The organism is Vibrio sp. M250220 (genome assembly GCF_036533795.1).
Lineage (GTDB): Bacteria > Pseudomonadota > Gammaproteobacteria > Enterobacterales > Vibrionaceae > Vibrio.
This window is the reverse complement of sequence record NZ_JATABI010000020.1, coordinates 41,486-53,614: the sequence shown is the minus strand read 5'-3', so window position 1 is coordinate 53,614 and position 12,129 is coordinate 41,486. Positions and strand designations below refer to the sequence as shown.

14 protein-coding genes are annotated in these 12,129 nt (G+C 45.3%); 6 read left to right on the top strand and 8 right to left on the bottom strand.

All coding sequences use genetic code 11. The annotated features are described in order from the left end of the window. Positions 1 to 124 precede the first annotated feature (124 nt). Both QTN94_RS09400 and QTN94_RS09395 read right to left on the bottom strand, forming a co-directional pair. Complete coding sequence (locus tag QTN94_RS09400; protein WP_331427499.1) at positions 125 to 520, bottom strand: DUF805 domain-containing protein; 396 nt, start codon at positions 518 to 520, stop codon at positions 125 to 127. A 41-nt stretch (positions 521 to 561) separates the two neighbouring features. Then, entirely contained in the window at positions 562 to 909 is a 348-nt protein-coding gene (locus QTN94_RS09395; protein WP_138971042.1) for a 5-carboxymethyl-2-hydroxymuconate Delta-isomerase, read from the bottom strand. 271 nt (positions 910 to 1,180) lie between these two features. Here QTN94_RS09395 and tpiA point away from each other — a divergent pair, with 271 nt between their 5' ends. Beyond that, positions 1,181 to 1,951, top strand: a complete 771-nt coding sequence (gene tpiA, locus QTN94_RS09390; protein ID WP_331427498.1) for a triose-phosphate isomerase — start codon at positions 1,181 to 1,183, stop codon at positions 1,949 to 1,951. Between the two features lie 109 nt (positions 1,952 to 2,060). Continuing rightward, positions 2,061 to 3,404, top strand: a complete 1,344-nt coding sequence (locus tag QTN94_RS09385) for an MATE family efflux transporter (RefSeq protein ID WP_331427497.1) — start codon at positions 2,061 to 2,063, stop codon at positions 3,402 to 3,404. A 47-nt stretch (positions 3,405 to 3,451) separates the two neighbouring features. Here the strand turns inward: QTN94_RS09385 and rraA are convergent, their stop codons facing one another. The 3 genes from rraA to efp all read right to left on the bottom strand — a co-directional run bounded on the left by rraA (position 3,452) and on the right by efp (position 5,653). Then, on the bottom strand, positions 3,452 to 3,976 hold the full coding sequence (gene rraA / locus QTN94_RS09380; protein ID WP_138971044.1) for a ribonuclease E activity regulator RraA: 525 nt from the start codon (positions 3,974 to 3,976) through the stop codon (positions 3,452 to 3,454). Positions 3,977 to 4,052: 76 nt separating this feature from the next. Continuing rightward, on the bottom strand, positions 4,053 to 4,970 hold the full coding sequence (locus tag QTN94_RS09375; RefSeq protein WP_331417676.1) for a 1,4-dihydroxy-2-naphthoate polyprenyltransferase: 918 nt from the start codon (positions 4,968 to 4,970) through the stop codon (positions 4,053 to 4,055). Positions 4,971 to 5,086: 116 nt separating this feature from the next. Beyond that, on the bottom strand, positions 5,087 to 5,653 hold the full coding sequence (efp, locus tag QTN94_RS09370; RefSeq protein WP_331427496.1) for an elongation factor P: 567 nt from the start codon (positions 5,651 to 5,653) through the stop codon (positions 5,087 to 5,089). A 32-nt stretch (positions 5,654 to 5,685) separates the two neighbouring features. Here efp and epmB point away from each other — a divergent pair, with 32 nt between their 5' ends. The 4 genes from epmB to QTN94_RS09350 all read left to right on the top strand — a co-directional run bounded on the left by epmB (position 5,686) and on the right by QTN94_RS09350 (position 9,274). Further along, positions 5,686 to 6,708 (top strand): EF-P beta-lysylation protein EpmB, encoded by a 1,023-nt coding sequence (gene epmB, locus QTN94_RS09365; RefSeq protein ID WP_331427495.1) that lies wholly within the window; start codon positions 5,686 to 5,688, stop codon positions 6,706 to 6,708. A 2-nt stretch (positions 6,709 to 6,710) separates the two neighbouring features. Further along, on the top strand, positions 6,711 to 7,202 hold the full coding sequence (locus QTN94_RS09360) for a type II secretion system protein (RefSeq protein ID WP_331417673.1): 492 nt from the start codon (positions 6,711 to 6,713) through the stop codon (positions 7,200 to 7,202). Between the two features lie 79 nt (positions 7,203 to 7,281). Further along, entirely contained in the window at positions 7,282 to 7,776 is a 495-nt protein-coding gene (locus tag QTN94_RS09355; RefSeq protein WP_331427494.1) for an MgtC/SapB family protein, read from the top strand. Between the two features lie 172 nt (positions 7,777 to 7,948). Further along, positions 7,949 to 9,274, top strand: a complete 1,326-nt coding sequence (locus QTN94_RS09350; RefSeq protein WP_331427493.1) for an anaerobic C4-dicarboxylate transporter — start codon at positions 7,949 to 7,951, stop codon at positions 9,272 to 9,274. A 73-nt stretch (positions 9,275 to 9,347) separates the two neighbouring features. On the opposite strand, the gene pfkA is transcribed toward QTN94_RS09350, so the two are convergent. The 3 genes from pfkA to QTN94_RS09335 all read right to left on the bottom strand — a co-directional run bounded on the left by pfkA (position 9,348) and on the right by QTN94_RS09335 (position 12,088). Further along, a complete protein-coding gene (pfkA, locus tag QTN94_RS09345) occupies positions 9,348 to 10,310 on the bottom strand; it encodes a 6-phosphofructokinase (protein WP_138971051.1) in 963 nt (320 codons plus the stop codon). Positions 10,311 to 10,581: 271 nt separating this feature from the next. Then, positions 10,582 to 11,490: a CDF family cation-efflux transporter FieF gene (gene fieF, locus QTN94_RS09340; RefSeq protein WP_269378344.1), complete on the bottom strand. Its 909-nt coding sequence runs from the start codon at positions 11,488 to 11,490 to the stop codon at positions 10,582 to 10,584. Positions 11,491 to 11,602: 112 nt separating this feature from the next. After that, a complete protein-coding gene (locus tag QTN94_RS09335) occupies positions 11,603 to 12,088 on the bottom strand; it encodes a CpxP family protein (protein ID WP_331417672.1) in 486 nt (161 codons plus the stop codon). Between the last annotated feature and the right edge of the window lie 41 nt (positions 12,089 to 12,129).

The following is a 12,129-nucleotide window of genomic DNA, read 5'->3' as shown; positions in this document are numbered from 1 at the left end:
GCTTGAGATGTTATAACGCTCAAGTTGGTGAGGCACTGGCAAATGTCAAAGCAATGAACAAAGTCATAGGACTAGGTATGCCTGTTAGAAGCTAACGGCTAGTCATATATGGCGTCGTTGATCTTCAAGCTGATTTGATCAACAACGCCCACTCAACTAGAATCCATAGACCACAAATCAGTGCTGCCATTGAGCTCACTGCTTGTAAAGTGGTTGGTTGCGCGCTTTGGCTTGGATCGCCAACAGGCATTGTCATTCGGCCAATCACTAAAGGAATATTGAGCAGCAACCACCAACTTGACTTACCTCTGTCATGCCAACGTTTGGCTGTGATGGCGAGATCCGGTAAAAGAACAATCAGCAAGAATACCGGCAAAATAAGATGCGCTATGGATGGAAACAGAACATTCATTCCCAACGCAAAACCGACAATTAGTAAGTAATAAGCCACATTCCAAGTCCAATAGGTTTTACGTCCTATACGACCGTGAAACGAGAATAACAGTTCTTTCATTGACATCTTGAATACCCAAAATTTAAAAATAATTAGATCAAAGTAATCTAATTTACCACTTTCTGAAAACTCTCTTTATCCATGTCGCGGATATTCACCGTTAGACTACGTACATGCCCTGCCTGCTCTGACAGCACATCCATCAATTGACGTGACAGCTCTCTTTTTTGCTCTGTACTGCGCCCATCTAACAGTTCAAAACTGATGTGGATAAAGTCAACGCTGTCTCCTTCATCGCCAATCAACCAGTTGTGGTAACGCAGTGCCCTTGACTTGATTGAACCGATATCAAACAACCCACACTGGATCGCAACCTGATGTAAATCTTCCAACAACCCTTGAACATTGACACGTTCATCCACAGAGTTGGAGTATTCCATGACTAGATTTGGCATAGTATTCCTCAAATGTAAGAGAGTTTCACGAGAAAGGGTGAATGGACAACACTATTACCAATTTCTATGCTTAATTCCGAGCATGTTTCAGCCAATTTGTACCATGGGTCACTGATATGTCCATCAATTGCACCAGATATGTGGCATGACTGCTCCTACCAATAAATGATATCCGGTTAAGACATGACGGTAATCATGATCTAACCCATTTTATCTGTTATATTCTTACGAAGATTTTTTACATTAATTGATTAAACACGGAGATATTCCTATGCGTCGTCCTGTAGTGATGGGTAACTGGAAACTTAACGGCAGCAAAACAATGGTAAAAGAGCTGCTAAATGGTCTAAACGCTGAGCTTGAAGGCGTTGAAGGTGTAGACGTTGCTGTAGCTCCACCAGCGCTATACATTGACTTAGCGGAACAGCTAATCGCTAAAGGTGGCAACAAAATCATCCTTGGTGCACAAAACACTGACCTAAACAACAGTGGTGCATTCACTGGCGACATGTCTCCAGAAATGTTGAAAGATTTCGGTGCAACTCACATCATCATCGGTCACTCTGAACGTCGTGAATACCACAACGAATCAGACGAGTTCATCGCTAAGAAATTCGCTTTCCTGAAAGAGAACGGCCTAAAGCCTGTTTTCTGTATCGGTGAATCCGAAGCTCAAAACGAAGCTGGTGAAACTGAAGCGGTATGTGCGCGTCAAATCAACGCTGTTATCGATACTTACGGTATAGAAGCACTTAACGATGCAATCATCGCTTACGAACCAATCTGGGCAATCGGTACTGGTAAAGCAGCAACAGCTGAAGATGCACAGCGTATTCACGCTTCTATCCGTGCTCTAATCGCTGCGAAGAGCCAAGAAGTCGCTGAACAAGTAATTATCCAATACGGTGGTTCTGTTAAACCTGAAAACGCAGAAGCTTACTTCTCTCAACCAGACATCGATGGTGCGCTAGTTGGTGGTGCATCTCTAGATGCTAAGAGCTTTGCAGCAATCGCAAAAGCGGCAGCAGCGGCTAAAGCGTAATTTTTCTAGATAATAGAATAGAATAAAGGTCAGCTTTTGCTGGCCTTTTTTGTGTCTGTTGGCTCAATCAAGTATCCTACGCTTTTCCGAACACTAGTAGTTGTGCCGAATGCAGGATAAGCATGGCCTTTTAACAGGCTCAATTCCCCTAGTTCTCCGTCAGATGACCGTTCCGATGACGTTCGGCATGATCGCGATTCTGATGTTCAACTTAGTCGATACATTCTTTATCTCTCTGCTAGGTACACAAGCCCTAGCGGCGATCAGCTATACCTTTCCAGTGACCTTCGCGGTCAACTGTATCACTATGGGAATCGGTATTGGTCTGTCGACCAGCATTGGACGTTTGCTGGGACAAGGTCAAGCTCAAGACGCTGCGCGATTTTCTACCCACGGTCTAATCTTGGCTGTGACTCTTGTGGTGCTCGCTTCAGCGATAGGTTTCTTTTCCATAGAGCCTTTATTTCTAGCTCTTGGCGCAAAAGCTGATTTACTGCCGCTGATAAAACAGTACATGCAGATATGGTATCTCACCATTCCTCTGCTGGTGATCCCAATGGCGGGTAACAGTGCAATTCGTGCCACAGGCGATACAAAAACCCCAGCAAAAATCATGATGTTAGCTGGATTTATTAACGGGCTACTCGACCCGCTACTGATCTTTGGCTACGGACCTTTTCCAGAACTTGGAATTCAAGGCGCTGCCATCGCCAGTGCATTCAGTTGGCTTGGGGCTTTAATCGGTTCGCTTTATGTATTGGCGAAACGTGAGAAGCTTCTTGCTCTGCCTAACTTTGATTCTCTCTTAAAAGACTGGAAACAAATCCTTAAGATTGGTACTCCAGCGGCACTATCTAATGCTCTAACTCCTATCTCGGGCGCTATTTTAATGATGATGCTCTCTTCTCATGGCACAGCAGCGGTTGCCGCTTATGGCGCAGCGCAGAGAGTTGAGTCAATTCTGATATTAGTTTTAATGGCGTTGACTTCAGCTCTAACGCCCTTCATCGCCCAGAATATGGGAGCGAATAATCCAACAAGAAGTTTTGCTGGTCTATTTCTTGGCATGCGCTTTTCCATCGTCTTCCAGCTCGGGATATTCATTATGATGGTGCCACTCAGTATCCCGATTGCAGCCCTTTTCTCTCAAGAGGTTGCGGTAAAAGATCTGCTTTGGCATTACCTGTTGGTGGTGCCTTTTAGCTATGGTTTTCAAGGCATAATGATGATGTTGGTCTCTGGACTCAATGCCCTTCATCAACCGATGCGTGCTTTCCAATGGAGCTTTATGCGTTTGTTTCTTTTTACCTTACCATGCGCGTGGCTTGGCGGTCAGTGGTACGGTATTGAAGGACTATTTGTCGGAATTGCACTAGGCAATATTGTCGGAGGAACAGCGGGCTATCTTTATGCAACCAAACTTCGTCGTACTTATCTTACTTCACGGCCATAAAACAAAACACCGACCTTTCGGCCAGTGTTTGTGCAAAGATTCACGGGTTATTCATTAACCACGATTTCTTCTTCATCGTCGATTTCTAAATCAACATCAAGTGGTTCTTGAGAAAGAATCACCCCTGTGTTGTCTGCGTATAGGTAATCTTCTGGAAGGAAAGTGACGCCACCGAAGTTAACCGGAATATCAACCTCCCCCACACCTTGGGACGTTGCGCCTACTGGAATAGAAGCAATAGCTTGAATACCGATACTCATGTCTTCCAGTTCATCCACTTCTCGGACGCAACCGTAAACAACAATACCTTCCCACTCGTTCTCTTCTGCCATTGACGCAAGTTCTGCATCAATCAAAGCTCGGCGTAAAGATCCACCACCGTCAATAAGCAGTACTCGACCAAGGCCGTCTTGCTCTAAGATCTCACGGATTAATCCATTGTCTTCGTAGCATTTCACCGTAGTGATCTGGCCTGCGAACGATGCGCACCCACCAAAGTTACTAAACATGGGCTCAACGACATCGACTTGCTCTAAGTAGATGTCGCACAAGGCAGAGGTATTGTATTCCATAGTATTCCTTCCCATACCGTTCGTTATCTCCATCGAGTATATAGGGTCATTAAGTCATTGCAATGACATGCATCATTTAACTCACCAGAGTTTGAGCTATGACCACTCCAGCAAACAGCAAGTTGGTCACCATTGAGCATTTCACTATTGCAGGCATCATTGGCGCAATCTGCGCTGGTTGCTGTGCCAACCAGACTGCTCGACCATGTTTGTAGGTCACAATAAGACTGAGAAGAAAAGGCAGACTGATCCATATTGGGCTAGGTTGATGCACCAAATAGGCGGCAAAAGCAATAACAGCACCCACTAGTAGGACAAAGTGGTACTGCTTGGCACGTTTTTGCCCAAGACGCACGGCGACCGTCTTCTTACCGCATTCTTGGTCGTTATCAATATCGCGCATGTTATTGATATTAAGGACTGCGACAGCCAGTAAACCACAGCCAATCGCTGGCAGGATCAGCAAAGGCGCCACGATGCCGGCATGCAAGAAGTAAGTCCCTGCTACGCCAAGTAAACCAAAGAAAATAAAGACGGAAATATCACCTAAGCCAACATAGCCATAAGGTTTATTGCCAACGGTGTAAGCAATTGCCGCAACGATTGCCAACATCCCCAAGCCAATAAAGGCCAAGATGCTCTGTAAGCTTTCTAACGCGTACATCACCAACGTCAGACCCGCAATAACAGTCAGGACCACATTAATCATCATCGCCTGCTTCATAGCAGACTGACTCACTGCACCTGACTGAATCGCACGCATCGGTCCAAGTCGATTTTCATTGTCGGTTCCTTTCACTGCATCGCCATAATCATTGGCAAGATTCGATAAAATCTGCAGCAGAGTCGCTGTCAAAAACGCCAATAACGCAACAACAAAAGAGAATTGGTGAGTGGAGTACGCCAATACGCTACCCGTTAAGATAGAAACCAATGCGAGAGGCAAGGTTTTTGGTCGAGCGGCATCCAGCCATATTTTAAGAGACTGTTTCATAGGTTATAGTTTAGTACCATCGGACTGACCTAGAATTGTGGCACATCAAACCTTGCAGATAAAAATAAAAAAGGCCACCGAAGTGACCTTTTTCTAAAACTTAACCTAAGTAATGCTTATTTTACACGACTAACGTATTCGCCAGAGCGAGTATCTACTTTGATCACTTCGCCGATAGAGATGAACAGAGGAACGCGTACTACTGCACCTGTAGACAGTGTTGCAGGTTTACCACCCGTACCTTGAGTATCGCCTTTTAGGCCTGGATCTGTATCGGTTACTTCTAGCTCAACGAAGTTTGGTGGCGTTACCACAATTGGGTTGCCGTTCCAAAGAGTTAACATACAAGTGTTGTTTTCAACCAACCACTTAGCGTTGTCACCTACCGCTTTAACATCAGCAGCAATCTGCTCGAATGTTTCGTTGTTCATAAAGTGGTAGAATTCGCCGTCGTTATATAGATAATCTAGGTCGATATCCATTACGTCTGCAACTTCACAAGTATCACCAGACTTGAAGGTTTTCTCTAGCACTTTACCAGAAAGAAGTTTACGAATTTTTACGCGGTTGAACGCTTGGCCTTTACCAGGTTTAACGTATTCGTTTTCCAAGATAACGCAAGGCTCGTTATCAAGCATTAGTTTTAGACCGCCTTTAAATTCATTGGTGCTAACAGTAGCCATTTTTTCCTCTTACATTCTTAGAGCTAAATTCAATGCCGCACATCATAACCCGAAAAGTTGAATCTGTTGAGCAAAACTGGCTTAAACAGCTAGCGAATGGGATCTCGGATCCTGCAAAACTGCTCGAACAACTTGAAATTGATCCGACCCCTTGGCTGAACGGGTTTGAAGCTCGAAAGCTTTTTGCGCAGCGTGTGCCGCAAAGTTTTGTCGATAGAATGGAAAAAGGCAACCCTTATGACCCGCTTTTACGTCAGGTGCTGCCATTGAGTGAGGAGTTTGAAATTCATCAAGGATATTCCAACGATCCGCTCGAAGAGCAGAACAATGCCATCCCAGGATTACTGCACAAATATCGTAATCGCGCATTGATGATTGTAAAAGGCGGCTGTGCCGTCAATTGCCGCTACTGTTTCCGTCGTCATTTCCCGTACGACGAAAACAAAGGGTCTAAGCAAGTTTGGCAAACCAGCCTCGACTACATTCAGCAGCACCCTGAAATCGATGAGATCATTTTATCCGGTGGCGATCCTCTCATGGCCAAGGATGAGGAGTTAAATTGGCTCATCAAGCATATTGCAGATATTGGCCATATTAAGCGCTTACGTATTCACTCTCGCTTACCTGTCGTCATCCCAGATCGCATCACCCAGACTCTGACGGACACATTGGCTCAAACTCGTCTACAAGTGATCTTAGTTACGCATATCAATCATGCACAGGAGATAGATCAAACTCTGACCAACGCATTGTCTCGACTCAAACAAGTTGGTGTTACTCTACTCAACCAAGGCGTGATGCTTAAAGGTGTGAATGACAGTGTTGCTAGCCAAGTTGCGCTGAGCAACGCACTGTTTGATGCAGGCATTCTGCCGTATTACATCCATGTACTAGACAAGGTGCAAGGCGCTGCGCATTTCTTTATTTCCGATCAGGAAGCCAAAAGAATCATGGCCGGCGTGCTGGAACAAGTCTCTGGTTACTTGGTACCGAAACTGACTAGAGAAATTGGCGGCCGCGCCAGTAAAACCCCTCTCGACCTACATTTAGAGTAGTAATGAAAAACGTACGTGGATTTACCCTGATTGAACTCATTATCGTCATTGTTGTGCTCGGTATCCTAGCGGTCACAGCATTGCCACGTATGTTAAATATCCAGTCGGACGCACGCATTTCAGCCCTACAAGGGTTACGTAGTGCCATGCAAGGAGCAAACGATCAGTTAATTGGTTTGTCATCGGTTCGAGGTCTCAACACCGAGGAGAACGCTTCGATTGAAATTGAAGGTGAGAATGTCTTGCTCGTCTACGGCTATGCGAGAGCAGACAATGCAAACGCATGGGCTCATCTTATTGATGCCAACATAGAAAATACCACTTGGGGCCGCGACAATGCTGACTGGTACTTTAGCAATACCAATGGTGACGATGGCATCATTCTCTATATGCCGGCGAGTCGAAGACAAGTTGGACTAAACTGCTTCTTGCAGTACACCGAGGCGACGGAAACCGATCCTCCGAGTTTCATTCTTACCACAAATGGCTGCTAGTTTTTTGTCTTAAAGATAGAAATCTTTTGTTCGATCGACACCTGTAATCTATGCATACTCAAGCGTTTTGGAGGTCATAATGCAACCAACTTTAGATCAACTATTAGACTTAGGACCGTTTAGTTGGCTAGCGCTACTTTGCTGCGCCATCAATGGCATTCTAGTCGGTGTCGAGCGTCAGACTCGCGGTAAACCTGTTGGTATCAGAACCTCAATCTTGATCATTTCTGGCACCTATTTCTTTATGTCGATGGCAGTCTCTCTGTCGCCAAATACCCTAGATCAAGCGCGTGTGCTCGGCCAGATCATTACCGGTGTTGGATTCTTAGGCGCCGGTGTAATGATGACCTTAGATGGTAAGATCCATGGCGTTACATCTGCAGCAGTTATCTGGGTATTAGCTGCGCTAGGTATGATGATCGGACTCGGCTACTTACAACAATCTGTTGTCATCACTCTGCTGGTATTAAGTGTCCTGCTTGGGGTAGATAGAGCCGAAAATAGAATCAAAGCATTGCGCCGTGGTGTGCACCAAAAATTCCATAGCCGCAAAGTATCTCGTCCAAAACCATGATCATTGCGGCGAAATCGAAACAAATCTATCGATACAACGCCGCATTTTGATGAAAGACAAAGAAGCGTTCGAAAACAAAAGCTTGTCACGATATAAGCACTAAGCCTCACATTAACGCCTACCACTTTTGGGTAATGTACAGATAGTTTCATTACCATTGTAGGGTTTACTTATGTTTTACGTGCATATGCTCCTGCTTCTGACGGTGATATTTATCGGTATCCGCCACGGAGGCATTGCTTTTGGTCTACTCGGGGGCCTAGGCGTTTCGGTCCTCGCTTTTGTTTTTGGTATCGCTCCGGGCTCGCCACCTATCAGCGTAATGCTGATCATTCTCGCGGTGGTCGCCGCATCGGCAACCTTAGAAGCCACTGGCGGCCTCAAGCTGCTAGTTAAATTTGCCGAACGTTTATTACGTAAGCACCCAAGTCAAATCGTCTTCCTCGGCCCACTTTGTACCTACTCATTAACAGTACTTGTCGGCACGGGTCACTCCGTTTACCCACTACTGCCTGTTATTTACGATGTCGCCTATAAGAAAGGCATTCGTCCTGAGCGCCCAATGGCAATGGCAACCGTAGCCTCACAAATGGGCATTACCGCCAGTCCGATAGCGGCAGCAGCAGCGGTCGTCATGGCAACAGCAGCAGATAACAGCCTAGATATCAGCTTAGTTAACGTATTACTTGTGACCATTCCAGCCACTCTGATTGGCGTGCTCGTCGGCTGTCTATGGAGCTTAAAACGCGGTCAAGAGCTCGACCAAGACGCAGCGTTTATTGAGCGTTGCCAAGATCCTGAGTTCAAAGCACAACTGGTTGATGCCACTAGTGACGAAGAAGATGACCAAGCTCATGAAGGAATCGCTAAGAAAGGCTTAACCATCTTCCTAGCGGGTATTGCCACCGTCATATTTGTCGCGATGTTTGGTAAAGATTTAGGTCTGCTACCAAGCGGAGTTAAGATGTCGGTAGCGATTCAGTTCCTGATGCTATCTGTCGGTGCGTTGATTCTACTCACCACTAAAGTAGAGCCGAAAAAAATCGTCCACAGTAACGTGTTTATCGCAGGTATGACGGCGGTGATCATCATCTTTGGTATTGCTTGGATGAGTGACACGATTATCGGCTTCCACAAACCCTACTTAATCAGTTTGGTGAGTGACATTGTGGCCGCGCATCCATGGACTTTCGCCATCGCGATGTTTGTGGTGTCAGTATTCCTCAAGAGTCAGGCTGCGGTTCTTACCATCATGCTGCCACTTGGATTTGCGATGGGCATTCCAGCCCCTGTTCTGATTGGTGTACTACCCGCATGTTATGCTTACTTCTTCTTCCCGTTCTATCCAAGTGACCTAGCCGCGATTACCTTCGACCGCTCAGGGACAACCCAAATCGGGAAGTACATTCTCAACCACAGCTTCTTGCTACCAGGTTTCATTGGCGTGGTTACCGCTACGACTGTCGGTTACGTTATCTCAACCATGATTGTGAACTAACCAAACGACAAATAGTAAAAAAGCCAGTTGGTTTCCCAACTGGCTTTTTATTTGAATCATTTTAGCGATGTGCTTAGAACAACTCTTCCGCTACCTTGAACAGGTCAGTGCGTACAGGACGCTTCATGTTCTCGATTGCATCGATAATATCGTGGTGAACAAGTTGCTCTTTCTGAATACCAACACAGCGACCACCTTGACCTTCCATTAGAAGATGTACAGCGTAGTTACCCATACGTGAAGCGAGTACACGGTCAAACGCAGTTGGACGACCACCACGTTGAATGTGGCCCAGAACTGTAGCACGAGTCTCACGACCTGTTGCCGCTTCGATCTCTTTAGCTAACTCGTTCGCATCCATCATTAGCTCTGTTAGAGCAATGATCGCATGCTTCTTACCTTTAGCGATGCCATCTTGGATATTACCAATTAGCTTCTCTTTATCTAGACCCGTTTCTGGTGTGATGATGTACTCACAGCCACCAGCGATCGCAGACATAAGCGTAAGATCACCACAGTGACGACCCATGATCTCTACGATAGAAATACGTTGGTGAGAAGATGAAGTATCACGTAGACGGTCGATCGCATCGATAACTGTATTTAGAGCAGTTAGGTAACCGATTGTGTAATCTGTACCTGCGATGTCGTTGTCGATTGTGCCAGGAAGACCAATACATGGGTAACCCATTTCAGTCAGCTTCTTCGCACCCATGTAAGAGCCGTCACCGCCGATAACAACAAGAGCTTCAATGCCGTGTTTCTGTAAGTTTTCGATCGCTTTTTGGCGAACTTCGACTTCTTTGAACTCAGGGAAACGTGCAGAACCTAGGAACGTACCGCCCTTGTTGATCACGTCAGAAACGCTTGAACGATCCAGTTGTTTGATACGATCTTCATATAGGCCTAAGTAGCCATCGAATACACCGTAAACCTCTAACCCTTCAGATAGTGCAGTACGAACTACACCACGGACTGCTGCGTTCATACCAGGTGCGTCACCGCCACTTGTTAAGACACCGATCTTCTTAATCATGCTCACCCTCGATTTTTGGGAATCTTATTTCAATTTTTACGTCAGCCGCTTTCAAACAAGCCACCAACAAAATTCCTTTAACTGTGCAATATGTTACCTTTCCTAGAAAGGAATACTACTTTTATTTGCATCAAATTATGTAAGTTTTCTACTTATGTAAGAGTATTACAGCTTTGCACATTGACTTACTTGATACACATCAGGATCACAGTTAAAAGTGGTATCGCTGAAAAGATAGTCAATAGTTGACGGTTTGTCTGCGTTATTACTCTTACCAATCTTGAGATTTCTGGACTTTCTCCGCTCCCAATACCACAGAATAGGGATCCTGATGAATTAGTACATCCGATTGAGGAAAAAGCTCAAGCAATTTATCCTCGACTTGATCAGAGATTCGATGCGCCTCAAGCAATGGCATATTATCTTCCAATTCCAAATGAAGCTGAATAAAACGTGTCGGGCCAGACATCCGTGTTCTTAGTTGATGAACGCCCAGTACCCCCTTCACATTCAAACAACACTGTCGAATGGCTTTAAGTTCATCATCCGGAAGCTTTCTGTCCAGTAGCGTTTGAATGGCTTCCTGAACCATCTTGAATGCGCTGTATAAGATAAACACACCGATCCCGACAGCAAACACCGCATCTGCCTGTGTGATACCAAACCAACTTAAACCCAGCGCCAACATAATAGCCGCGTTCATATAGAGATCAGACTGATAGTGAAGTGAATCGGCTGCGATCGCTTGGCTGCCCGTTTTTTTGACAACTTGTTTTTGGAAGGTAACCAAACCCAATGTCACCGCAATGGCAAACAAACTGACATATACGCCATACTCTGGTGACTGGAGAGCATGAGGCCTGAAGAAACGTTCTATACCGTTAAGAATAAGAAAGACCGCCGAACCTGAAATGAACATCGCTTGAGCTAAGGCAGCTAAAGACTCTGCTTTACCATGACCAAAGGTGTGCTCTCGGTCTGCTGGTTGTAATGAGTACCGCACGACAACCAAATTGACCAGTGAGGCGGCAATATCAAGCATCGAGTCAATTAGTGACGCGAGAAGACTGACCGATCCCGTGACCCACCAAGCTGCGACTTTAACAATAAGTAAAAGCGTAGCCACTATCGTAGCTGTCCAAGCCGCCATGGTGACAAGGCGAGCGTATTCCTGTTTCATAGTACTTTGATTAGTAAGCAAACATTCCCTAAGTATAACGCTTCACAAGTTGAATAAAAATGATATAAAAAAGACGACTTTTCAGCCGCCTTTGATCCACTAACTCTAGAACTTAGTTGGTATGTTTTTGCATCTTTTCTGAACGCTCTGTAGCTCGCTCTTGTTGCAACTCGAAATACTTCGCTTTTTGCTCAGGTGTCAGAATACTTAGCATCTTGTGCTGTCTTTCTAACATTTTCACTTTGCGTTCAGTTTGTTGTTCAACCATAGCTTTGGCTAATTCGTTTGCCGCAGCCTGATCAAAATTATCAGCAAGTAGCAACTGTTCTACTTTAGCTTTTTGAGCTAATTTCTCTGCGTGGAATACCGCTTTTTTCTGCTGGTTATTCGTTTCGCGCATCTCTTGAAGCTGAGTTTTTTGCGCATCTGTGAGGTCTAATTGACGCATAATGCCTCGGTCAAAACCACCACCACATTCGCCGTGTCGACCATTTCCACCATTATTGTGATCTTTTCCGCCAAATGCGTAAGCACTTGCTGTACCTAATGCTAGTGGAAGAACAGCGGCTGCCAATACTACCTTTTTTGCTAATTTCATAATCGTACCCTTCACGTTAATCTGTTGAATGAGCTGTCTTC

Bases quoted from the DNA above. Each gene is read 5' to 3' on its own strand.
- QTN94_RS09400 (WP_331427499.1), bottom strand. From the start codon at position 520: ATGTCAATGAAAGAACTGTTATTCTCGTTTCACGGTCGTATAGGACGT.
- QTN94_RS09395 (WP_138971042.1), bottom strand. From the start codon at position 909: ATGCCAAATCTAGTCATGGAATACTCCAACTCTGTGGATGAACGTGTC.
- tpiA (WP_331427498.1), top strand. From the start codon at position 1,181: ATGCGTCGTCCTGTAGTGATGGGTAACTGGAAACTTAACGGCAGCAAA.
- QTN94_RS09385 (WP_331427497.1), top strand. From the start codon at position 2,061: ATGCAGGATAAGCATGGCCTTTTAACAGGCTCAATTCCCCTAGTTCTC.
- rraA (WP_138971044.1), bottom strand. From the start codon at position 3,976: ATGGAATACAATACCTCTGCCTTGTGCGACATCTACTTAGAGCAAGTC.
- QTN94_RS09375 (WP_331417676.1), bottom strand. From the start codon at position 4,970: ATGAAACAGTCTCTTAAAATATGGCTGGATGCCGCTCGACCAAAAACC.
- efp (WP_331427496.1), bottom strand. From the start codon at position 5,653: ATGGCTACTGTTAGCACCAATGAATTTAAAGGCGGTCTAAAACTAATG.
- epmB (WP_331427495.1), top strand. From the start codon at position 5,686: ATGCCGCACATCATAACCCGAAAAGTTGAATCTGTTGAGCAAAACTGG.
- QTN94_RS09360 (WP_331417673.1), top strand. From the start codon at position 6,711: ATGAAAAACGTACGTGGATTTACCCTGATTGAACTCATTATCGTCATT.
- QTN94_RS09355 (WP_331427494.1), top strand. From the start codon at position 7,282: ATGCAACCAACTTTAGATCAACTATTAGACTTAGGACCGTTTAGTTGG.
- QTN94_RS09350 (WP_331427493.1), top strand. From the start codon at position 7,949: ATGTTTTACGTGCATATGCTCCTGCTTCTGACGGTGATATTTATCGGT.
- pfkA (WP_138971051.1), bottom strand. From the start codon at position 10,310: ATGATTAAGAAGATCGGTGTCTTAACAAGTGGCGGTGACGCACCTGGT.
- fieF (WP_269378344.1), bottom strand. From the start codon at position 11,490: ATGAAACAGGAATACGCTCGCCTTGTCACCATGGCGGCTTGGACAGCT.
- QTN94_RS09335 (WP_331417672.1), bottom strand. From the start codon at position 12,088: ATGAAATTAGCAAAAAAGGTAGTATTGGCAGCCGCTGTTCTTCCACTA.